Here is a 21265-nt window from a genome sequence, read left to right on the forward strand (position 1 = left end):
CGGGGGCGCGGCCCTGTCCGGGCTGCGCCGGAACGTAGTCCCTCAGCCCCCGCGCTCGGCCGGCAGCTTGCGTTCCTCGCGCAGCAGGCGCCAGGCCCCCACGGTCATGGTGCCCGCCACCAGCAGGCCGGCACCGAACACCACGCTGGAGCCGAACGCCGACAGCAGCTTGTGCAGCCAGACGAAGGTCAGGTCGCCGCCGCGGTAGATCACGGTGTCGATCGCCGCGCCGGCCTTGTACCGCCACTCGCGGCCGACCCGGGTGTAGATGGTCTCGCGCGCCGGCTTGGCCAGCGAGAACTCGCTGGCGCGCGTCACCACCTGCACCACCGCCACCAGCAGCGGCAGCGGCGAGGCGGCCAGGATCGAGAAGCCGAGGATGATGGCGAAGCCCGGGATCAGCAGCGCCGGGGCGATGCCGAAGCGCGACAGGATCCTGCGGGTCAGCAGCAGCTGCACCACCAGGGTCAGGGTGTTGACCGCCAGGTCCAGGGTGGCGAAGTAGTTGGCGCGCTGCTCGGCGTTGCTGAAGGCGGCGCGGGCGATGGCGTTCTGCTCGTTGTACAGCAGGGTGCCGACGCCCACGCCCATCACCACCATCAGCGCCAGCCAGCGCAGCAGCGGCTCGCGCGCGATCAGCTTGAGGCCGGCCATGATCTCGCCACCCATCGGCCGCTCGCCGCTGGCCAGGCTGCGGGCGCGCTCGCGCCGCACTGCGTAGTGGCGCAGGCGCAGCAGGCAGACCACGCACAGGCCCAGCATCACCGCCGAGACCAGCATCATGTTGGCCACGCCAAGGCGGATCACCAGGGCCTTGGTCAGCAGGGGGCCGAGGAATGCGCCGACGGTGCCGGCCGCGCCGATGTAGCCGTAGCAGGCGCGCGCCTGGACGTTCTCGAACACGTCGGCCATGAAGCTCCAGAACACGGCCACCGCGAACAGGTTGAACACCGTGATCCAGAGGATGAAGGCCAGCCCGCGACCGGGCATGCCGCTGTCGAACATGGCGTAGAACAGCAGCAGGGTCAGGATGAAGAAGCCATAGATCACCGGCAGGAACACCCGCCGGGGGAAACGGCTGACCAGCCAGCCGTACACCGGCTGCAGCACCAGCATGATCAGGAACACCGAGGTGAAGATCACCTGCAGCGCGAACTCGCCCAGGGAGACGCCGCGGTCGGCGAAGAACGCGATCATCGCGCGCGGGAACACCGCTTCGATGTCGCTGGAGGCGGCCATCGCCTCGCGCACCGGGCGCAGCACGTAGTAGCCGGTGAGCAGGCAGAAGAAGTACAGCAGCGACCACCACAGGGCCGGCGCCTCGACCCCGAGCTGCTCCAGCGCCTGCCGCAGGCCGCGGCGGCGGTTCGGATCGTCGGAGGTTCGGGTCATGCGCCTGGTGCCGGTTGCCGGCCTGGGGACCGGCCGTAAGGCGCGCAAGTTAGCCGATGCGGGGCATCGCCGCCAGCAGGTGGGCGTTGGCGGAACACGCGGATCAGCGCGGAGCAACGCATCGCGCTGCCCGGTCGACCAGGCGTGTGGCGGACGTCAGCGACCTGCCCTCTCCCCATCGTTCTCCCCGCCCCTCTCCGGAAGGAGAGCAGGATCCCCACGCTTGCGCGCCGGCGACGCCGCGGCCAGCATTCACCCGCGCCAGCCGGCGGAACAGGGGAATCCATGTACGACTACGTGATCATCGGCGCCGGCTCGGCCGGCTGCGTGCTGGCCGCGCGCCTGAGCGAGGATCCGGCCTGCCGGGTGCTGCTGCTGGAAGCCGGTCCGCGCGACTGGCACCCCTTCATCCACATGCCGGCCGGCCTGGGCCGCCTGGTCAGCCAGCGCCGCATCAACTGGGACTACACCACCGAGCCGGAGCCGCAGCTGCACGGGCGCCGGCTGTGGTGGCCGCGCGGCAAGGTGCTGGGCGGCTGCAGCTCGATCAATGCCATGTGCTACACCCGCGGCGTGCCGGGCGACTACGACGCCTGGGCCGCGGCCGGCGCCGAAGGCTGGCACTGGGATTCGGTGCTGCCGTACTTCCTGCGCGCCGAAGGCAACACGCGCGGCGCCGGACCGCTGCATGGCGGCGATGGCCCGCTGGGCGTGTCCGACCTGCGCCACCGCAATCTGCTGTCGGAGGCCTTCGTCGAGGCCGGCGTGCAGGCCGGCTGGCCGCGCAACGACGACTTCAACGGTCCCTCTCAGGAAGGCTTCGGCTTCTACCAGGTCACCCAGCGCGACGGCGCACGTTGTTCGGCCGCCGCCGCCTACCTGGCGCCGGCGCGCGCGCGTCCCAACCTGGAGATCGTCACCGGCGCCCTGGTCACCCGGATCGTGGTCGAGGGCGGACGCGCACGCGCGGTCGAGTACCGGACCGGCAGCGGGGCGCATCGCGCCAGGGCCGGCGGCGAGGTGCTGCTGAGCGCCGGCGCGGTCAACTCGCCGCAGCTGCTGATGCTGTCCGGCATCGGCCCGGCCGACGAGCTGCGCGCGCATGGCATCCCGGTGCTTGCCGACCTGCCCGGGGTCGGCGCCAACCTGCAGGACCACCTGGACATCTGCACCCTGCACCACTGCCCGCCTGGCCTCAGCTACGACCGTGCCAGCGAGCTGAAGATCGCCTTCGACTACTTCCTGCGCGGCCGTCGCGGCGCCGGCACCAGCAACATCGCCGAGGCCGGTGGCTTCGTGCGCTCGGCGCTGGCCACCGACCAGCGTCCCGACGTGCAGTTCCACTTCGTGCCGGCCATGCTCGACGATCACGGCCGCAACCGCCTGGCCGGCGATGGCCTGACCGTACACGCCTGCTTCCTGCGTCCGCGCAGCCGCGGCCGGATCGCGCTGCGCGATGCCGACCCGCGCAGCCCGGTGCGGATCCACGCAGGCTACCTGTCCGACCCCGAGGGCTTCGACCTGCGGATGATGGTGGAGTGCGCGAAGCTGTCGCGCCAGCTGCTGTCGCAGCCGGCGCTGGCGCGCTACCTGGGCGAGCCGATCCACCCGCCGCGCACCGACCTGTCCGATGCCGGCCTGGAGGAATTCGTGCGGGCCAAGGCCGAGACCATCTACCATCCGGCCGGCACCTGCCGCATGGGCAGCGATGCCGAGGCGGTGGTGGATCCGCTGCTGCGGGTGCGCGGCATCGACGGCCTGCGCGTGGTCGACGCCTCGGTGATGCCGGAACTCCCCGGCGGCAACACCAATGCGCCGACCATCATGATCGCCGAGCGCATGGCCGACCTGCTGCGCGGGCGCGCCTGACCGTCCGGGCACGCGCCGCTTCGCGCGGCGCGTGCCCGCATTGTCAGCGCGACAGCAGCGCCGGCAGCGGGCAGTGCAGGACGCCGCACACCGTGCGCAGCAATTCGGCCTCGGCGACGCTGACCTTGCCGTCGTGCGAGACCGCATCCACCAGCGCCTCGACCAGCACCTGCTTGGCCGGAGGCGCCAGCGCATCCAGTGGCCCCCAGACCTCGTCCAGCGCCTGCACGCCCTGCGCCGGTGGCGCGTACGGCAGGTGGTCGCGCGGCAGTACCCGCTGCAGGCCGGCCAGGTAGGCGCGCTGCGCGGCCTGCGGGTCGCCCGGATGCCCGGCCTGGGCCAGCACCGCCAGCAGGATGGCGAATTCGCGGCGCACGCCCGGCGCCTTGTTGCGCCCGAAGCTCGCGTGCCGCGACGGATCCAGCGCCTCCCGTACCTGCACCTGCAGCAGCCGCGACAGGCAGTACTCGAACACCGACACCCGGCCGTCCGCGTGCACGGCCGCCTCGATCGCCCGCAGGAAGGCGTCCAGCGCCGGCCGCGGCTGCTGCCGCAGCGTGGGGAACGCCAGCGCGGCCAGCGGCAGTCGCTGGGCCGGGTGCAGCGACTCCAGCCGCTCCTGCCGCAGCTGCCGCGCCTGCTCTGCCACCACGTCGCCGCAGTGCACTGAGATTTCCTGCAGCTGGCGGGCGGCGACCGCGGCATCGCCGTCCAGCACCATGCCCAGCAGCAAAGGCACGGCCTGGTCGCGCCGTCGTGCCAGCGCGCGCAGTTCCGGGTCCAGGCTCTCCACCAGCCCGTGCGCCTGGTGGTAATCGTCCTCGGCAGGTGCCGCCACCTGGCCGGAGACCGTTGCGGGAGCCAGCGCCAGCCGCGCATCGCGTGACGGCAGCGGCGGCGGCGCGCCGGGCGCCGCATCGCGCGCGACCAGTCCCAGGGCGATGTCCTCGGCCAGTCCATCCGGCGGCGCAGTGCGCCAGCGCGTCTGCAGCTCCCGCAGCTGCCCGGGATCGAACGCGGGCTCGAGCCTGCGGATGCGGTCCACCAGCGGCGGGTGCGTGGCCCTCCACGAGGACAGGGCCATGCCCTCGCCGAACAGCATGTGCCCGATTTCCTCCGCCTCGGCGCGGTCGGCCAGGCGCGAGCCCTGCTCCAGCCCTCCGATCTTCTTCAACGCGCCGGCCAGGCCATGGGTCTGGCGGGTGAACTGCACCGCCGAGGCATCGGCCAGGTACTCGCGCTGTCGGCTGACGCCGGCCTTGATGAGCCGGCCGAAGAACACGCCGATGCTGCCGACCCCCACCGCCACCAGCGCGGTGATCAGCAGCGGCGCGCCGTCGCGGCTGCGGCCCAGGCGTCCGTAGGTGAGGATGCGCTGGCCGATCAGGGTCAGCATCATGATCCCGAACAGCACGCCCACCAGGCGGATGTTCAGGCGCATGTCGCCGTTGAGCACGTGGCTGAACTCGTGCGCGATCACGCCCTGCAGCTCGTCGCGGTTGAGCCGCTCCAGCGCGCCGCGGGTGACCGCGATGGCGGCGTCGGAAGGGCTGTAGCCGGCGGCGCAGGCATTGATGCCGGGCTCGTCCTCCATCACGAACAGCTTCGGCACCGGCACGCCGGAGGCGATCGCCATCTCCTCGACGACGTTGCGCAGCCGGCGCAGCTGCGGATCGCGGGTGTCCTCCGGCACCCAGGTACCGCCCATCTGCGCGGCGATCGCCGCGCCGCCGCCGCGCAGGGAGGCGATCCGGTAGAGCGAGCCCAGCCCGATCACGGCCAGGGTGAGCCCCGTGGCGGCCACCACCGCACCGACGCTGCCGGTGAACACCAGCGTCACCGCGTCCACCACCAGCACGATGCAGGCCACCGCCAGCGCGAACAGCACCACCAGGCGGAACGAGCCGCGCCGGGCCAGTTCCTGTTGTTCGAAGAAGTTCATCGGCACATATCCTTGGTCGACGTCCGGCGCTTCCCGCCGCCGGACGCTGACGATGCCCCCGCGCACCTGCCGGCCGCGCGAGGGCGCTCCCCGCGCCGCGCGGTCAGAACTGGACCCGCGGCGCCTCGCGCACCTGCGCGGCCCGGTCGGCCGGCGGTTCCAGCAGCGCCGCCGGGGCGAAGTTGAACATGCCGGCCACCACGCTGGACGGGAACATCTCGCGCCTGTTGTTGTAGGCCATCACCGCGTCGTTGTAGGCCTGGCGCGCGAAGGCGACGCGATTCTCGGTCGAGGTCAGCTCCTCGGACAGCTGCATCATGTTCTGGTTGGCCTTCAGGTCCGGATAGGCCTCGGCCACCGCCATCAGCCGGCCCAGCACGCCGTTGAGCTGGCCCTGGCTGGCAGCCAGCTCGGCCATCGCCGCGGCGTCGCCCGGGTTGGCCTTGGCCGCCGCCAGTCCCGCCTGGGCGGCCGAGCGCGCGGCGATCACCGCCTCCAGCGTCTGTCGCTCGTGTCCCATGTAGGCCTTGGCGGTCTCCACCAGGTTGGGGATCAGGTCGAAGCGCCGCTGCAGCTGGACGTCGATCTGGGCGAAGGCGTTCTTCCACGCGTTGCGCGCGGTCACCAGCCCGTTGTAGATCCCCACCGCCCACAGGGCGACCACCACGACCAGCCCCAGAATTACCAACAGGATCAACAAACTGCCCATTCATCTTCTCCTTGTTTGTGCATTCCGGAAAACCGGCGCTAGAATCGGTTGCAGCAGTAAATCACAGGTAGGAAGCGATGAGAGACGGGCGCACTCCCCGGTCCGCGAAGGCGGTCCGCGCACTCGCACCCCGGGCACTCAGGCTGGCTACCCTGGGCCTGATGCTGGGACTGGCCATTCCGTCGACCGCCCGCACTCCGACCCTGTCGGCCACGCCTCCGCCGCCGACCCAACCCCTGCCCTACCGCGATACCGCCACACGCGCCGTGCTGCCTCCGGCGCAGGGCTTCGACGTCGCCATGTTCGAGGCCATGGCCGAGCAGCTGGTCCAGGGCCGCCGCGTCCCCGGCATGGCGATGGCCATCGTCCAGGGCGGCCGCATCCTGAGCGCCCGCGGCTACGGTGTCACCGACGTCGCCCGTCCCGAGCCGGTGGATGCGCACACCGTGTTCCGCCTGGCCTCGCTGTCCAAGGCCTTCGCCGGGACCATGACCGGCCTGCTGGTGAACGACGGCAGCCTGCGCTGGGACAGCCGGGTCGCCGACTTCGTCCCCGGCTTCCGCCTGGCCGATGACTCCTATACCCGGCAGGTCACCGTGTCCGACCTGCTCAGCCACAGCGTCGGGCTGAAGGCGCACAACGCCTACGACCGCGACATCGAGGCCAACGCCGAGTACTACCAGGTGGCGCAGAAGCTGGCCGACGCGCCGATGCAGTGCGCACCGGGCCAGTGCTACGCCTACCAGAACGTGGCCTTCAGCCTGGTCGGCGACGTGGTCTTCGCCGCCACCGGCAACTTCTACGAACAGGAAGTCCAGCGCCGCATCTTCGAGCCGCTGGGCATGCGCGATGCCAGCCTCGGCCTGCCGGGCATCGAATCCAGCAGCCGCTGGGCGCGCCCGCACGTGCGCAGCCGCAACGGCTGGGTCTCGATCCGGCCGAAGCCGACCTACTACCGCCTGCCGCCTGCCGCCGGCGTCAACGCCAGCGCCAGCGACATGGCGCAATGGCTGCTCGCCCATACCGGCCACCGCCCCGACGTGCTGCCGGCGCCGCTGCTGGCAACCCTGCACGCGCCGGTCGTGTCGACCCCGGGCGAGCTGCGCTCGGGCTGGCGCCGGCAGCGGGTCAACTCCGCCGCCTATGCGCTGGGCTGGCGCGTGTTCGACTACGCGGGCGAGGAAGTCGTGTTCCATGCCGGCGCCGTGCAGGGCTACCGCGGCCTGGCGGCGATGCTGCCGGGGCGCGACCTGGGCGTGGCGATCCTGTGGAACAGCGAGAGCAGCCTGCCGTCCGGCCTGCTGCCGACCATCATCGACCAGGCACTCGGCCTGCCGCCGCAGCGCTGGCTCGACGTGGACGTGGACTTCGGTTCGGACAACCTGATGGTGGACCGCGAACAGGCGCCGTCCACGCCGGCGCGCGGCACCTCCGCCGCCCGCGCCGCCGCTTCGCCGCGCTGAGCGGCGGCCCGCCGGCGGCCGTAGCGGCCGCCACGACGACTCCCAAAAAAAAAAACTCCCTCCCCGCTGGGCATCGGGGAGGGAGGCATTCGGGTACTACGGTAATCGGAAGCTGATCAGATCAGCGGAGCCGGGGTGGCCGGCAGGGCAACCGGGGCCTGCTTCTTCTTGGCGGCCTTCTTGGCGGCCGGCTTCTTGGCAGCGGCCTTCTTGGTGGCCTTCTTCGCGGTGGCCTTCTTGGCGACCTTCTTCGCAGCCGGCTTCCTGGCGGCGGTCTTCTTGGTCGCCTTCTTGGCGGTGGCCTTCTTCGCGACCTTCTTCACCGCCTTCTTGGCGGTCTTCTTCGCCGCGGCCTTCTTGGCCGGCTTGCGGGCGGTGGTCTTCTTCGCGGCGGCCTTCTTGGTCGCCTTCTTGGCGGTGGCCTTCTTCGCGACCTTCTTGACGGCCTTCTTCGCGGTGGCCTTCTTGGCGACCTTCTTCGCAGCCGGCTTCCTGGCGGCGGTCTTCTTGGCGGTGGCCTTCTTGGCGACCTTCTTCACCGCCTTCTTGGCGGCGGGTTTCTTCTTCGCAGCTTTCTTGACAGCCATGGTGTAGCTCCTCGTCAGTGATTTGCGTTTGGGTATCGCCCAGTCGCGAAAGCCCGCCGCCTTGGCAGCGGGTGGTCCGTCGGCGCGTCAGGCACGTCGATCCGGATACGGTTGGGCCCGCGCGATGCGATGGCGCGGGCCGGAATCCTGGGGGTCGCTGCTTTTGCTTGGGGGAAGCGGGCCTTATCCACCTGCTGGAACTTCATGGCGGATGCCCGGGTTGTGCTTCGCGTTGTGGTGTTGATTCGACTCACTCGCTTCGGCAGGCAGCGTCTGCTGGGCGAAACCTAATCACGGTTTTTTTTACTGTCAACACCTGCGCGCGCAATTCCGCGCGCGCCTGCACGCCATGCTCACCGCCTCACGCCGCCATCGATCGCCACCGCATCGTGCGCGTCGACCACCGCGCACGATGCGCCATGCAAGCAGGTGCGGAAAAACAAGTGGTTTTTTTTGCATCGTGCGTTTCTGCATGCACGCACCGGGCAGTCCGACGGACTCGCCGGAGGCGTACCCCGACTGCGCCGAACGGACCCGACGAGCGCGCGATTTTTTTTCCGGCGCCCGGTCCTTTTCGCGTCGCACAAGCCGATTTGCGCAGAACTGCGCGAACCCTGGAAGGCGATGCGCGCGCCGGCGAGCGGCCGCCGGCGGACAAGGAACGGGAACGACCCGGGTGCGTGGCGATGCGCGCGCCGCCCGGAAACGACGACGCCCGCCGGATGGCGGGCGTCGTTCGTTGCCGCAGGTCGGCGACGGACGGTCAGTCCTCGTCGCCCTCGATCAGCTCGGCGTAGTCGTCCGGCGAAAGCAGCTCGGCGAGCTGGTCGTCGTCCACGCCCTCGACCACGAACATCCAGCCTTCGCCGTAGGCGTCCTCGTTGATGGTTTCCGGCTTGTCGGCCAGGGCCTCGTTGACCTCGACCACCTTGCCGCTGACCGGGGTGTACACGTCCGAGGCGGCCTTGACCGACTCCACCACCGCCACGGCGTTGCCCGCCTCGACGCTGGCGCCGATTTCCGGCAGCTCGACGTACACCAGGTCGCCCAGCAGCGACTGCGCGTGGTCGGAGATACCCACGGTGACGCGGCCGTTGCCTTCGGCACGGACCCATTCGTGGGACTTGAGGAACTTGAGGTCGCCGGGGATCTCGCTCATTGGAAAGGCTCCGCTCGCGCAGGGGTATGTGGGAACAGTGGTTAGTCTAAGTAGCGCCCAACCCGAGGTAAACCTCGCGCTGGGCCCTGGCTCAGGCGAGGACGCCGGGCTGCGCCTGGCCTTCGCGGACGAACGGGAACTTCACCACCCGGACCGGCACCTCGCGGCCACGGATGTCGACCCGCACCTGGCCCGGCTCGCCGGCGGGAATGCGCGCGAACGCGATCGCCTTGCCCAGGGTCGGGGAGTAGGTGCCGGACAGGATCTCGCCCTCGCCACCGGCGGCCAGCACCTTCTGGCCGTGGCGCAGCACGCCGCGTTCGTCCATCACCAGGCCGACCAGCTGGCGCGGCACGCCCGCCGCCTTCTGCGCCTCCAGCGCGGCGCGGCCGATGAAGTCGCGGCCCTCGTCCAGCGCCACGGTCCAGGCCAGGCCGGCTTCCCACGGGGTGGTCGACTCGTCCATGTCCTGGCCATAGAGGTTCATGCCCGCTTCCAGGCGCAGGGTGTCGCGCGCACCCAGGCCGGCCGGCCTGACCCCCGCCTCCAGCAACGCGTTCCAGAACGCGACCGCCTGGTCCTGCGGCAGCACCACCTCGAAGCCGTCCTCGCCGGTGTAGCCGGTGCGCGCCAGGAACAGCGGGATGCCGCTGGCGGTGGCGACGTCGATCGCGGCGAATCGGGCCAGGGCGCCGGCGCGGTCGCGCTCGCCTTCGGCCAGCAGGCCGATCACCGTGTCGCGCGCCCGCGGACCCTGCACCGCGATGATCGCCAGCTCGGCACGCTCGCGGACCTCGACGCCGAAGTCCTGGGCCTGCCGGCTGATCCACGCCAGGTCCTTCTCGCGGGTGGAGGCGTTGACCACCAGGCGGAACCAGTCGTCGGCCAGGTAGTAGGCGATCAGGTCGTCGATCACCCCGCCCTGCTCGTTGAGCATGCACGAGTACAGGGCCTTGCCCCGGACCTTGAGCTTGTCCACCGAGTTGGCCAGCAGCCGGCGCAGGAAGGGCCGCACCTGGTCGCCGTGCAGGTCGACCACGGTCATGTGGCTGACGTCGAACATGCCCACGGCCTGGCGCACCAGGTGGTGCTCGTCGATCTGCGAGCCGTAGTGGATCGGCATGTCCCAGCCGCCGAAGTCGACCATCTTCGCGCCCAGGGCACGGTGGCTTTCATTGAGTACGGTCTTGAGGGTCATGGCGCTCTCGGGGATGGAAAGGCGCCATTATCCCCTACGGCGCCGCCGCGGCGGCGCGTGCCTGGGGTCATGCCGCGCGCAGCGCCCCGAGCGCGTTCCGGGAAACGCGCCAGGCCGAGGCCAGGAACACGGCCAGCAGCAATGCCGCCACCACCAGGTCCGGCCAGCCCCTGCCGGTCAGCCATACCAGCGTGCCGGCGAGCAGCACCGACAGGCCGTCGGCGATGTCGTTGCGCGCGCATTCGTAGGCCGAGGCGAGGTTGACGTCGCCATCGCGCCAGGGGCGCAGCAGCCACACGCAGGCGAGGTTGGCGGCCAGGTTCAGCGCACCGGCCCAGCCCATCGCCTCGAACAGCGGCACCGCCGGATCGACGAACAGCCGCCATCCGATCGCCGTGGCCACCGCCAGCGCCGCGCCCAGGATCAGCGCGGCCTTGAACATCGCGACCCAGGCCTTGGCCCGCAGCGAAGAGGCCACCACCGCCAGGCTCAGCGCATAGGTAAGCGCGTCGCCCAGGCTGTCCAGGGCGCCGGACAGCAGCGAGGTGGAACGGGCGTAGAACGCAGCGCCGACCATCAGCAGGAAGCTGGCCGCGTTGATCCACAGCACGATGTGCAGGACCCGGCGCTGGCACGCCTGCAGGCGTGCCGCCTCGACCCCGCATCCCCCATGGCACCCGACCATCACCCTGCTCCCGGCCCGCGCGGAGCCTGCGTCAGGCCTGCTGCACCTTGAGGACCATGCCGTCCACGGCGACCACCCGCACCAGCGTGCCCGCCGGCAGGTCGGGACCTTCCACGGTCCAGAACGCGTCGCCGACCTTGATCCGGCCGCGGCCGGCGACGATCGCCTGGTCCAGCGGCACCACCAGGCCGATGTTCTGCTCGGCGCGGCGGTTGAGCAACGGCCGGTCGCTCTGCCGTCCGCGGCCGCGGAACCAGCGCCGGTAGACCTGGATCGAGACGAAGCTCAGCACCACGAACAGCGCGACCTGGGCCAGCAGCGGGATGCCGGGCAGCAGCAGCACCAGCAGCAGCATCGCCGCGGCGGCGAAACCCATCCACAGCAGGAAGGCGCCCGGCGCCAGAGTCTCGGCCGCGATCAGCACCAGTGCCAGCACCGCCCAGGTGGTCACGTCCCAGCGCACGGCTCAGGCTCCCGGACGCGGCGGCGGGGTGTTGCGGCGTGCGGCGTTGGCCTGCTGCCCGGCCAGCGCCTCGCGCGCCAGTTCGGCCACGCCGCCGAGCGAGCCGAGGATTCCGCTGGCCTCCATCGGCATCAGCACGAACTTCTGGTTCGGCGCGGTGGCCAGCTTGGCGAACGCCTCCACGTATTTCTGTGCGACGAAGTAGTTGATGGCCTGGACGTCGCCCTTGGCGATCGCCTCGGACACCATCGTGGTCGCCTTGGCTTCCGCCTCGGCCAGGCGCTCACGCGCCTCGGCGTCGCGGAACGCGGCTTCCTTGCGGCCTTCGGCCTCGAGCACCGCGGCCTGCTTCTCGCCCTCGGCGCGCAGGATCTCGGACTGGCGCGAGCCCTCGGCCTCGAGGATCTGCGCGCGCTTCTCGCGCTCGGCCTTCATCTGCCGGGCCATGGCGTCGACCAGGTCGCGCGGCGGCTGGATGTCACGGATCTCGATGCGGGTGACCTTGACGCCCCACGGGTTGGTGGCATGGTCGACCACGCCCAGCAGCTGGGCGTTGATCGCCTCGCGCTGGCTCAGCGATTCGTCCAGGTCCATCGAACCGATCACGGTACGGATGTTGGTCTGGACCAGGGCGATCATCGCCACTTCGAGGTTGGCCACCTCGTAGGCGGCCTTGGCCGCGTCCAGCACCTGGAAGAACACCACGCCGTCGACCCGGACCACGGCGTTGTCCTTGGTGATGACATCCTGGCTGGGCACGTCCAGCACCTGTTCCATCATGTTCACCTTGCGACCGATGCCGTAGACGATCGGGACCAGGAAATGCAGGCCGGGATCGAGCGTGTGTGTGTACTTGCCGAAGCGCTCGACCGTCCACTCGAAACCCTGCGGCACCATCCGCACGGTCTTGAACAGGACGATGATGCCGGCAACCGCCAGCACTGCCGCGACGAAACCCGAAGAGAACATCCCCATGCTCCTTGTGGCCATCCAGGCCGCGATTGGTCCGGCGCCAGTATAGGCACGGAGCGACGCCGGACCGCCGGCCTTCCGTCCGGTCACGACCTGCAACCGGGCTGCGACGCTTTCGCCGCCCCAGGCATCCACAAGACTGATGACCCACGGCCTCCTCCCCGGCGTCCCCCCTCCGCCCGCGCCCGACGGCGGCGGCGTCCCGTGCGTCGCGCTTGCCGCCGCCGACACCCGCGCGGAAGGTGCGCCACGCTCGGCTTTCGCCATCGCCGTGCCCGAAGCGCTGCTGGAACGCGCCAGGCGTGGCGAGCCGGCGGCCTTCGAACAGCTCTACCGCTGGTTCGAACGCCCTGTGTTCACCCTGGCGATGCGCCTGTGCGGCGACCGCGAGGAGGCCAGCGAGGTGCTGCAGGACACCATGCTCAAGGTGCTGCGTGGCGTGTGCGACTACCGCGGAAGCGGTCCGTTCTGGGGCTGGCTGCGGCAGATCGCGATCAACGAGGCGCTGCTGCGGCTGCGCCGCGGTCGGCGCCTGGAGCACATGCTGCCGCTGGATGGGCATGACGCCGAGGATGCCGCACCGCCTCCGCCGGCGGCCGCCGATGCGGCGTTGCTGCAACGCGCCCTCGCCGCGCTGCCGGCGGCCACCCGCAGCGTGCTCTGGCTCTACCACGCCGAGGGCCATACCCACGAGGAGATCGCCGCGCTGATGCAGCGCAGCCCGAGTTTCTCCAAGTCGCAGCTGGCGCGCGGCACCCGTCGCCTGCGCGTGCTGCTGCAGGTCCAGGAGCAATCAATATGAGCAAGACCCCTTCCCCGCCACGGACCTGGGACGACGCCTTCGCCGCGCTGCCCCTGGAGTCGCCGCCAGTCGGGGCATGGCAGCGGATCGCACCACGGCTCGCGCCGAAGCCCCGCCGCGTGCGGCGCGTACTGCCGTGGGCGATCGCCGCATCCACCGCCGTGCTGGCGGCATTGCCGGTACTGCTGCTGGTGCGTTCCGGACAGCCGTCGGATACGCCCCGGATCGACGCCGCGCCGCGGTCCGTGGCGTCCGCCACCGCTGCAACCACGGGGACGACGACGGAACCACGCGGGACCAGCGCCGCTCCGGCGGGCGCGACCACCGGCACCATCGCAGCCGGCCGCTCGACGCCGTCGTCCGCCACGCTCCCGGCGCACGCTGCTGCCACGCCCGCCGAACCCGACGACCCCACGCTCGCAACGTTGCAGGAGGAGTCCGCGCGCCTGGAAACGCTGCTGGTCCATCTGTCCACGAACGGCCCGGTCGACGGCGCCCAGCTGGTGCTGACCCTGTCGCTGCAGGCGCAGGTCGGCGAGATCGACGCGGCCCTGGGATCGGCCGCGCTCGACGATGAGACCCGTGCAGGCCTGTGGCAACGCCGCGTCGCCCTGCTGCGCGAACTGGCCGCCGTCGCCAGCGACCAGCGTTGGGATGCGCTGTTTGCCGACACCGGTTCCCGCTACGCCCTGGTCCAGGTCTATTGAGGCCCGGCCCCTTCCGGAGAAGACGAGATGATCCACGTACCCGTTATCCGACATGCCACGCCCTGGGCGCTTGCCATGTCGTGCCTGCTGGCGCTGCCGGCCCAGGCCGCCAGCAGTCCGTCCCAGGACCCGGCCAGCGCCGAAGAACTGGCCAACGCCCGCGGGGAACTCGCGCGTGCCCGCACTGACCTGGCCCAGGCAGCGCGCCGCGTGGCCGGGCTGTCGCGCGAGCAGGCCGGGCCCGGGATGGGCGCCGCCGCCAGGCTGGCGGACGATGCCGCCCGCCCGCGCCTGGGCGTGCTGCTTGGCGAGGACCCCCAAGCCGGCGTCCGCATCGCCGGCGTGACCCCGGGCAGCGCCGCGGAGAAGGCCGGACTGCGCAGTGGTGACCGCCTGCTGCGCATCCGCGGCAAGGCCATCGCCGGCACTTCCGGCAGGGACCGGGTCGAAGCCGCGCGCCAGGCACTGGCGCAGCTGCAGTCCGGCAGCAGGGTGCAGCTGGCCTACCAGCGCGGCGGCCGCGAGCATACGGTCGAGGTCGTGCCGGAGCCGATGCAGGCGCATGTCTTCGCCCAGCGGCTCTCCGGCAATGCGCCACCGGCGCCGCAGCTGCGCAACGAGGTCCTGCAACTGTCGCTGCCGGGCGCATGCGCAGGCGATGACTGCCACGCCCCGCTGCTGAGCGAGGCGCTGCGCTGGAACGGACTGCACCTGGTCGCGCTGGATGCGCAGCTGGGACGCTACTTCGGCACCGACCGCGGCGTGCTGGTGCTGTCGCAGGGCGCGCTTCCCGGGTTGCAGGCCGGCGATGTCATCCAGCAGGTCGAAGGCCGGGCGGTGTCGACCCCGGCCGAGGCGATGCGGCAGATGACCCGGAAGAAGCCCGGCGAACAGGCGCGGCTGACGGTGATGCGCGACCGCAGCGCGCGCCAGGTCCAGGTGACCGTGCCCGAGCGGCTGCGCTCGCTGGAATTCGTGCCCGCGCCACCCGCACCGCCTGCTCCACCCGCCAGGCCCGGGATGGCGCCGCCCCCCGCGCCACCGGAGCCGCCCGCACCCACCGCCGACGTGCTGGCGCCGCCGATCGATCCGCTGGTCTGAAGCCAGCCACCAGGCCGCCTGCTGCGACGGCCGTGCGGGCAGCGGGTCCGGCGTGGATGCCACCGCCCGGCAGCGGGGAATGCCGGGCCGGGCGGCGCCAGTCCGGTTACTTGGTCAGGATCAGCTTGTCGTTGCTGGTATGGCGCAGCCGGTAGACGCGGTCGCCGTGGCGGATCAGGATCTCGCGGCGGCCCCGCAGCAGCTGGTCGCTGCTGAGGGCTTCGGCATCGAGCGGAACGCTCGTGCTGGCAGGGGCGCTGCGGGGGGAGGACGACGGCGGGGCCAGGCGAAGGACACTCATTGCGGACTCCGGCGGGGGACAGGAGGAATGCAGCCACGCCGATGATAATAATTCGCATTTGCATGTCAACGCCAGTCAGCGCGTGGTGACGACCTCCAGCCGCTGCCACACCTGCTCGTCATGCCGCTGCGCGATCTCCAGTGCCGCCAGGTTCTGCAGCAGCTGCTCGACCCGGCTGGCGCCCAGGATCACGCTGCTGACATGCGGATTGCGCAGGCACCAGGCGATCGCCAGCGGCGCCGGCGCCTCGCCCAGCTGGGCCGCCGCCTCGACGAAGGCCTGGGCACGCTCGAGCCGTCGTTCCTGCGGCTCGCCCAGCACCAGTGGCTGCAGCCAGACGGCGTCGGCCTGCGCCAGCCGCCCTTCCCCACCCACGCCACCGGCGTACTTGCCGGTCAGCAGGCCCGACGCCAGCGGCGACCAGGTGGTGGTACCCATGCCCAGCTCGGCATAGAGCGGCGCGTATTCCAGCTCCACCCGCTGCCGGTGCAGCAGGTTGTACTGCGGCTGCTCGACCACCGGCGCGGCCATGTGCTGGCTGCGGGCGAACCGTGCCGCCTCGCGGATCAGCGCCTCCGGCCACTCCGAGGTGCCCCAGTACATGACCTTGCCCTGGCGCACGAGCATGTCCATCGCCGCGACCGTCTCCTCCACCGGGGTGTCCGGATCCGGGCGGTGGCAGTAATAGAGGTCCAGGTAATCCACCCGCAGGCGCCTGAGCGCGCCATGGCAGGCGTCGACCACATGCTTGCGCGACAGTCCGCGCTGGGTCGGGCGCGGCGACTCGGCCGAGCCGAAGAACACCTTGCTGGAAACGCAGAAGCCATCGCGAGGCAGGCGCAGGTCGGCGATCACGTCGCCCATGACCCGCTCGGCCTCGCCATTGGCATAGGCCTCGGCGTTGTCGAAGAAGTTGATGCCGTGGTCCCAGGCCGCGGCGACCAGTTCGCGGGCCTGGCTGCGCCCGACCTGGCGGCCGAAGGTCATCCAGGCGCCGAAGGACAGCGCCGACAGCTGCAGTCCGGTAGCGCCGAGGCGGCGGTATTGCATGGAATCACTCCAGGGAAACGGGAACCCGCGCAGTGTAGGCGCAGCCCGCCGCGACGGGCGTCGCGTCCCGCTCCAGGGCCTGTCGCAGCGGGGTTGCGACGGGCCGATCCACCTTCCGCGGGCGCACTCCGTACACACGCGCAGGGTGTCGACCTGCTACGCTTTCGCGCATCTTTAACATTTGCAGGACCCCCATGATCGAGGCAATCGGGCGGATTGGCTTCGGCCTGTTCGGACTGGCCGTGCTGATCGGCATCGTCTGGCTGTTCTCCAACAACCGGCGGGCCATCGATTGGAGGCTGGTCGGCACCGGCGTGCTGCTGCAGATCGCGTTCGCGGCGGTCGTGCTGCTGGTCCCGGGCGGCCGCCAGGTGTTCGACGCGATGAGCCACGGCTTCGTGCGCGTGCTGGGCTTCGTCAGCGAGGGCTCCAACTTCATCTTCGGCAGCCTGATGGACACCTCGACGGTGGGCTTCATCTTCGCCTTCCAGGTGCTGCCGACCATCATCTTCTTCTCGGCGCTGATGGGCGTGCTCTACCACCTGGGCATCATGCAGGCGGTCGTGCGGGCCATGGCCTGGGCGATCACCAAGGTCATGCGCGTGTCCGGCGCCGAGACCACCAGCGTCTGCGCCAGCGTGTTCATCGGCCAGACCGAGGCGCCGCTGACGGTCCGCCCGTACATCCCGAAGATGACCCAGTCCGAGCTGCTGACCATGATGATCGGCGGCATGGCGCACATCGCCGGCGGCGTGCTCGCCGCCTACGTGGGCATGCTCGGCGGCGGCGACCCGGAGCAGCAGGTGTTCTACGCCAAGCACCTGCTGGCGGCGAGCATCATGGCCGCGCCGGCCACCCTGGTGATCGCCAAGATCCTGGTGCCGGAGACCTCCGAGCCGCTGACCCGCGGCACGGTCAAGATGGAGGTCGAGAAGACCACCGCCAACGTGATCGACGCGGCCGCCGCCGGCGCCGGCGACGGCCTGCGCCTGGCGCTGAACATCGGCGCGATGCTGCTGGCCTTCATCGCCCTGATCGCCCTGGTCAACGCACCGCTGACCTGGCTGGGCGAGGTCACCGGCATCGCCGGCATGATCGGCAAGCCGACCAGCCTGTCGACCATCCTCGGCTACGTGCTGGCCCCGGTGGCGTGGATCATCGGCACCCCGTGGGGCGACGCCACCACGGTCGGTTCGCTGATCGGCCAGAAGATCGTGATCAACGAGTTCGTGGCCTACACCGAGCTGTCGCAGATCGTGAACGGCCAGGTCCCGGGCCAGTTCCTGAGCAAGGAAGGCGCGCTGATCGCCACCTATGCCCTGTGCGGCTTCGCCAACTTCAGCTCGATCGCGATCCAGATCGGCGGCATCGGTGGCCTAGCCCCGGAGCGCCGCCAGGACCTGGCGCGCTTCGGCCTGCGCGCGGTGCTCGGTGGCTCGGTGGCCACCTTCATGACCGCGACCATCGCGGGTGTACTGTCGCATTTCGGCTGAGCATCGCCGTCCGCCGGGTGCCCCGTGCACCCGGCCGTTCTCCTCCCCCGATATCCAGACGCAACAGAGGCCCCATGAATCCGGTCATCGTCGTCGGCTCCTTCAACGTCGACCATGTCTGGCGTTGCAACGAACTGCCCGCCACCGGCGCCACCATCGCCGGCCAGTACATGACCGGCCCGGGCGGCAAGGGTTTCAACCAGGCCGTGGCCTGCGCCCGTTCCGGTGCGCCCACCACCTTCATCTGCGCGCTGGGCGATGACGCCGGCGGCGCGATGGCGCGCGAACTGGCCGCGGCCGACGGCATCGACCTGCGCGCCGAGGCCAGCAGCGAGCCCACCGGCACCGCGGGCATCTACGTCGACGCGCGCGGCCGCAACACCATCGTGATCGGCGCCGGCGCCAACGGCGTGCTGGGCGCGGCCCATGTCACCGCCGATCCCGCCCTGGCGCGCGCCGCGGGCGTGCTGCTGGCGCAGCTGGAATCGCCCGCCGAGGCGATCGAGGCCGCGCTGGCGATGGCGCGCGAGGCCGGCGCCACCACCGTGCTCAACCCGGCCCCGGCCAACGCGCCGACCAGCATGGGCCTGCTGCGCCTGGCCGACGTGCTGACCCCGAACGAGACCGAATTCGCCGCCCAGCTGGCGCGCCACGTCGGCGAGCGGGTCGAGCCGGATTCGGTCGCCGCGCTGGACGGCGCGCGCCTGCATGCGCTGTGCCGCAAGCTGCTGCCGCACGGCACCGTGGTGGTGACCATGGGTTCGGTGGGCGTGTTCGTCTCGCATGCCGAGGAAGAGCCGCGCGGCGACGCCCAGCCGTACTACCGCATCGGCGCCGAGAGCGTGACCGCCAGCGACACCACCGGCGCCGGCGATGCCTTCAACGGGGCGCTCGCCGCCTCGCTGGCGCGCGCGCCAGGGCAGCCGTTCGCGGCCCACGTGCGCTACGCCAACCGTTTCGCCGCCCTGTCGACCGAGCGTGCGGGCGCGGCCGCCTCGATGCCGCGCCACGACGAGGTGCTGGCCCGCTTCCCGGGCTGAGGCGGCGGCGATGCGGATCGGTCCGTACGCGATCGAGCCGAAGGTGGTGCTGGCGCCGATGGCCGGCGTCACCGACAAGCCGTTCCGGCTGCTGTGCAAGCAGCTGGGCGCCGGCCTGGCGGTGTCGGAGATGACCATCTCCGACCCGCGCTTCTGGAACACCCGCAAGTCGCTGCAGCGCATGGACCATGCCGGCGAACCGGACCCGGTCAGCGTGCAGATCGCCGGGACCGAGCCGGCGCAGCTGGCCGGGGCGGCGCGCTACAACGTCGCCAACGGCGCCCAGATCATCGACATCAACATGGGCTGCCCGGCCAAGAAGGTGTGCAACGCCTGGGCCGGGTCAGCGCTGATGCGCGACGAGGCACTGGTGGCGCGCATCCTCGAGGCGGTGGTGGCCGCGGTCGACGTGCCGGTCACGCTCAAGATCCGCACCGGCTGGTGCGCCGAGGTGCGCAATGCGCCGACCATCGCGCGCATCGCCGAGGAATCCGGCATCGCCGCGCTGGCGATCCATGGCCGCACCCGCAACCAGCACTACACCGGGCAGGCCGAGTACGACACCATCGCCGAGGTGAAGTCGAGGCTGCGCATCCCGGTGGTCGCCAACGGCGACATCGACTCGCCGGCCAAGGCCGCCTTCGTGCTGCGCCACACCGGTGCCGACGCGGTCATGGTCGGTCGCGCCGCCCAGGGCCGGCCGTGGATCTTCCGCCAGATCGCCCATTACCTGGCCACCGGCGAGGAACTGCCCGACCCGTCCGTGGCCGAGGTGCGCGACATCCTGATCGGCCACCTGCAGGCCCTGCACGCGTTCTACGGCGAGGAACAGGGCGTGCGCATCGCGCGCAAGCACCTGGGCTGGTACGCGAAGGACCGGCCGGAGAACGCCGCCTTCCGTGCCGTGGTCAACCGCGCCCGGACCGCGGCCGAGCAACTGGCCCTGACCCGCGCCTACTTCGACGCGCTCGAGGCCGGCGCAGCCTTCGCGCTGCCCGAAGTGGCGTGAGGGAACATCTCCCCGGGTGCGCTCCGCTTACCCGGGCTACGCGCCGGATACTTGCCCGATCCCGCGTTGAGTCCGCGGCACGTGGCAACGCGCCGGACCTCTCCAGCGGCCCCGTGTAGTCACCGTAGCCCGGATAAGGCCGAAGGCCGCATCCGGGGTGGTGCATGGCAACGTCGCGAGCGGACGATGCGTCGTGACCCGCCCCTGCCCCTCTCCCACCGGGAGAGGGGAACTGACCCAATCACGAATCACGAATCACCGATCCCCAATCCCCAACACCAGTCACTCCGGTGCCTCCCAGATCCGGTGCCACATCGGGCCAAGCCGCCGCCGTGTTTGCCAAGGCAGCCGCAGCTGGCGCGGCGGGATCGCCTGCCAGCGCCCTTCCGCGTCGCGCTCGGCCACCTCGAACACGAAGCTGTAGTCCGGCTCGGCACCCATGCGCAGGTCGGACAGCTCCAGGCGGCCTTCGCGCTCGCGCGCCTTCATGAAGCCATGGTTGAACCAGGCCAGGCGCTGCACGGCCGGGATCCCGGCCGCCTCCGCCAGGGCCTGGGTATTGGACGGATAACCACGGAAGGCAATCGGCCCGGTGTCGGCCACCAGCGAGTACTCGCCTTCGACGAAGCCGCCAGGCGTCATCGCCACCACCCGCCAGAGCAGGGTGTTGAACGGCATCGGTACCGAGAACCGCGGCGCATCGCCCAGGCCCATCGCGGCCAGGGTGCGTTGGGCGTGGCGGTCGACCATCGCCTTGGCCCCCAGCGACCCCCCCAGGTAGGCGCTGCGGAGCGCGAGCCCCGCCAGCAGGACATGCCGCGCAAGCGGCCGCGCGCGGGCGAACCAGGCCACCACGCAGGCGACCAGCAGCCACACCGTGTACAGCGGATCGATGATGAACACGCTCGACCACATCGTCGGCGCCGCCGGCAGCGGCCACCACAGCTGGGTGCCGTAGACGGTGAAAGCATCCAGCAGCGGATGCGTGGCCAGCGCCAGCTGGATAGCCCAGAACCAGCGCCGCGGCGCCTCCGCCACCCGCCCGCGTCCGTAGCGGCGGAACAGCCACCACAGCAGCCACCCCACGAAAGGCAGAACGAACAGCGAGTGGCTGAAGCTCCGGTGCACGGTCATCAGCACCACCGGGTCGTCGGTGGCGAGCATGATCGGCAGCGAATCCAGGTCCGGGAGGGTACCGAGGGCGGCGCCGGCCAGCAGGGCGGCGCGGCGGTGGCCGGCGGGGGCGATGGCGGCGGCAACCGCCCCGCCGAGGACGATCTGGGTCAGTGAATCCATGCCCGGAATGCTAGCAGCGCGGCTTCA

Annotated in this window: 20 protein-coding genes; 8 read left to right on the forward strand and 12 right to left on the reverse strand. The window is 71.0% G+C overall.

From position 1 onward, the window contains the following. Positions 1-42 precede the first annotated feature (42 nt). Positions 43-1392 (reverse strand): NTP/NDP exchange transporter, encoded by a 1350-nt coding sequence (locus tag CSC68_RS00170; protein ID WP_246193396.1) that lies wholly within the window; start codon positions 1390-1392, stop codon positions 43-45. 285 nt (positions 1393-1677) lie between these two features. Between CSC68_RS00170 and CSC68_RS00175 the strand changes: the two genes are divergently transcribed. Then, positions 1678-3261, forward strand: coding sequence for a GMC family oxidoreductase (locus CSC68_RS00175; protein WP_162201495.1), 1584 nt, complete (start codon positions 1678-1680; stop codon positions 3259-3261). Positions 3262-3304: 43 nt separating this feature from the next. Here CSC68_RS00175 and CSC68_RS00180 read toward each other — a convergent pair whose 3' ends face one another. After that, complete coding sequence (locus CSC68_RS00180; RefSeq protein ID WP_162201496.1) at positions 3305-5203, reverse strand: M48 family metallopeptidase; 1899 nt, start codon at positions 5201-5203, stop codon at positions 3305-3307. 103 nt (positions 5204-5306) lie between these two features. Beyond that, positions 5307-5912, reverse strand: coding sequence for a LemA family protein (locus tag CSC68_RS00185; protein ID WP_162201497.1), 606 nt, complete (start codon positions 5910-5912; stop codon positions 5307-5309). 77 nt (positions 5913-5989) lie between these two features. On the opposite strand from CSC68_RS00185, the gene CSC68_RS00190 reads away from it, so the two are divergent. After that, complete coding sequence (locus CSC68_RS00190) at positions 5990-7375, forward strand: serine hydrolase domain-containing protein (RefSeq protein WP_484573199.1); 1386 nt, start codon at positions 5990-5992, stop codon at positions 7373-7375. Between the two features lie 116 nt (positions 7376-7491). On the opposite strand, the gene CSC68_RS00195 is transcribed toward CSC68_RS00190, so the two are convergent. The 6 genes from CSC68_RS00195 to CSC68_RS00220 form a co-directional block, all read right to left on the reverse strand. Beyond that, entirely contained in the window at positions 7492-7962 is a 471-nt protein-coding gene (locus CSC68_RS00195) for a histidine biosynthesis protein HisIE (RefSeq protein ID WP_162201499.1), read from the reverse strand. A gap of 763 nt (positions 7963-8725) precedes the next feature. Next, a complete protein-coding gene (gene gcvH, locus CSC68_RS00200; RefSeq protein ID WP_162201500.1) occupies positions 8726-9121 on the reverse strand; it encodes a glycine cleavage system protein GcvH in 396 nt (131 codons plus the stop codon). 91 nt (positions 9122-9212) lie between these two features. Beyond that, on the reverse strand, positions 9213-10319 hold the full coding sequence (gcvT, locus tag CSC68_RS00205; RefSeq protein WP_162201501.1) for a glycine cleavage system aminomethyltransferase GcvT: 1107 nt from the start codon (positions 10317-10319) through the stop codon (positions 9213-9215). Between the two features lie 67 nt (positions 10320-10386). Next, positions 10387-11004, reverse strand: coding sequence for a cation efflux transmembrane domain-containing protein (locus CSC68_RS00210; RefSeq protein ID WP_162201502.1), 618 nt, complete (start codon positions 11002-11004; stop codon positions 10387-10389). A 31-nt stretch (positions 11005-11035) separates the two neighbouring features. Beyond that, positions 11036-11467, reverse strand: coding sequence for an NfeD family protein (locus tag CSC68_RS00215; RefSeq protein ID WP_162201503.1), 432 nt, complete (start codon positions 11465-11467; stop codon positions 11036-11038). Between the two features lie 3 nt (positions 11468-11470). Continuing rightward, the gene (locus tag CSC68_RS00220) at positions 11471-12436 is read right to left on the reverse strand and encodes an SPFH domain-containing protein (RefSeq protein WP_162201504.1); all 966 of its coding nucleotides are present in this window, start codon (positions 12434-12436) and stop codon (positions 11471-11473) included. 145 nt (positions 12437-12581) lie between these two features. Between CSC68_RS00220 and CSC68_RS00225 the strand changes: the two genes are divergently transcribed. Genes CSC68_RS00225 through CSC68_RS00235 form a run of 3 tightly spaced genes read left to right on the forward strand, consistent with a single transcriptional unit; the run spans position 12582 to position 15049 of the window. Then, complete coding sequence (locus CSC68_RS00225; protein WP_162201505.1) at positions 12582-13241, forward strand: RNA polymerase sigma factor; 660 nt, start codon at positions 12582-12584, stop codon at positions 13239-13241. Further along, positions 13238-13948 (forward strand): hypothetical protein, encoded by a 711-nt coding sequence (locus CSC68_RS00230; protein WP_162201506.1) that lies wholly within the window; start codon positions 13238-13240, stop codon positions 13946-13948. Before CSC68_RS00225 ends, CSC68_RS00230 begins: the two co-directional genes overlap by 4 nt. A gap of 27 nt (positions 13949-13975) precedes the next feature. Next, positions 13976-15049, forward strand: coding sequence for a PDZ domain-containing protein (locus CSC68_RS00235; protein WP_162201507.1), 1074 nt, complete (start codon positions 13976-13978; stop codon positions 15047-15049). A 106-nt stretch (positions 15050-15155) separates the two neighbouring features. Here CSC68_RS00235 and hemP read toward each other — a convergent pair whose 3' ends face one another. Together hemP and CSC68_RS00245 are read right to left on the reverse strand one after the other, a co-directional pair. Beyond that, positions 15156-15350: a hemin uptake protein HemP gene (gene hemP / locus CSC68_RS00240; RefSeq protein WP_162201508.1), complete on the reverse strand. Its 195-nt coding sequence runs from the start codon at positions 15348-15350 to the stop codon at positions 15156-15158. 75 nt (positions 15351-15425) lie between these two features. Then, entirely contained in the window at positions 15426-16400 is a 975-nt protein-coding gene (locus CSC68_RS00245) for an aldo/keto reductase (RefSeq protein WP_162201509.1), read from the reverse strand. A 194-nt stretch (positions 16401-16594) separates the two neighbouring features. On the opposite strand from CSC68_RS00245, the gene CSC68_RS00250 reads away from it, so the two are divergent. From CSC68_RS00250 to dusB, 3 genes are all read left to right on the forward strand, one after another. Continuing rightward, complete coding sequence (locus CSC68_RS00250) at positions 16595-17893, forward strand: NupC/NupG family nucleoside CNT transporter (protein ID WP_162201510.1); 1299 nt, start codon at positions 16595-16597, stop codon at positions 17891-17893. Positions 17894-17967: 74 nt separating this feature from the next. Continuing rightward, a complete protein-coding gene (locus CSC68_RS00255; RefSeq protein WP_162201511.1) occupies positions 17968-18933 on the forward strand; it encodes a ribokinase in 966 nt (321 codons plus the stop codon). Between the two features lie 10 nt (positions 18934-18943). Further along, a complete protein-coding gene (gene dusB / locus CSC68_RS00260) occupies positions 18944-19942 on the forward strand; it encodes a tRNA dihydrouridine synthase DusB (RefSeq protein ID WP_162201512.1) in 999 nt (332 codons plus the stop codon). Between the two features lie 282 nt (positions 19943-20224). Here the strand turns inward: dusB and CSC68_RS00265 are convergent, their stop codons facing one another. Beyond that, complete coding sequence (locus CSC68_RS00265; RefSeq protein WP_162201513.1) at positions 20225-21238, reverse strand: metal-dependent hydrolase; 1014 nt, start codon at positions 21236-21238, stop codon at positions 20225-20227. Between the last annotated feature and the right edge of the window lie 27 nt (positions 21239-21265).

It is taken from the genome of Pseudoxanthomonas suwonensis (assembly GCF_010093235.1).
Classification (GTDB): Bacteria; Pseudomonadota; Gammaproteobacteria; order Xanthomonadales; family Xanthomonadaceae; genus Pseudoxanthomonas; species Pseudoxanthomonas suwonensis.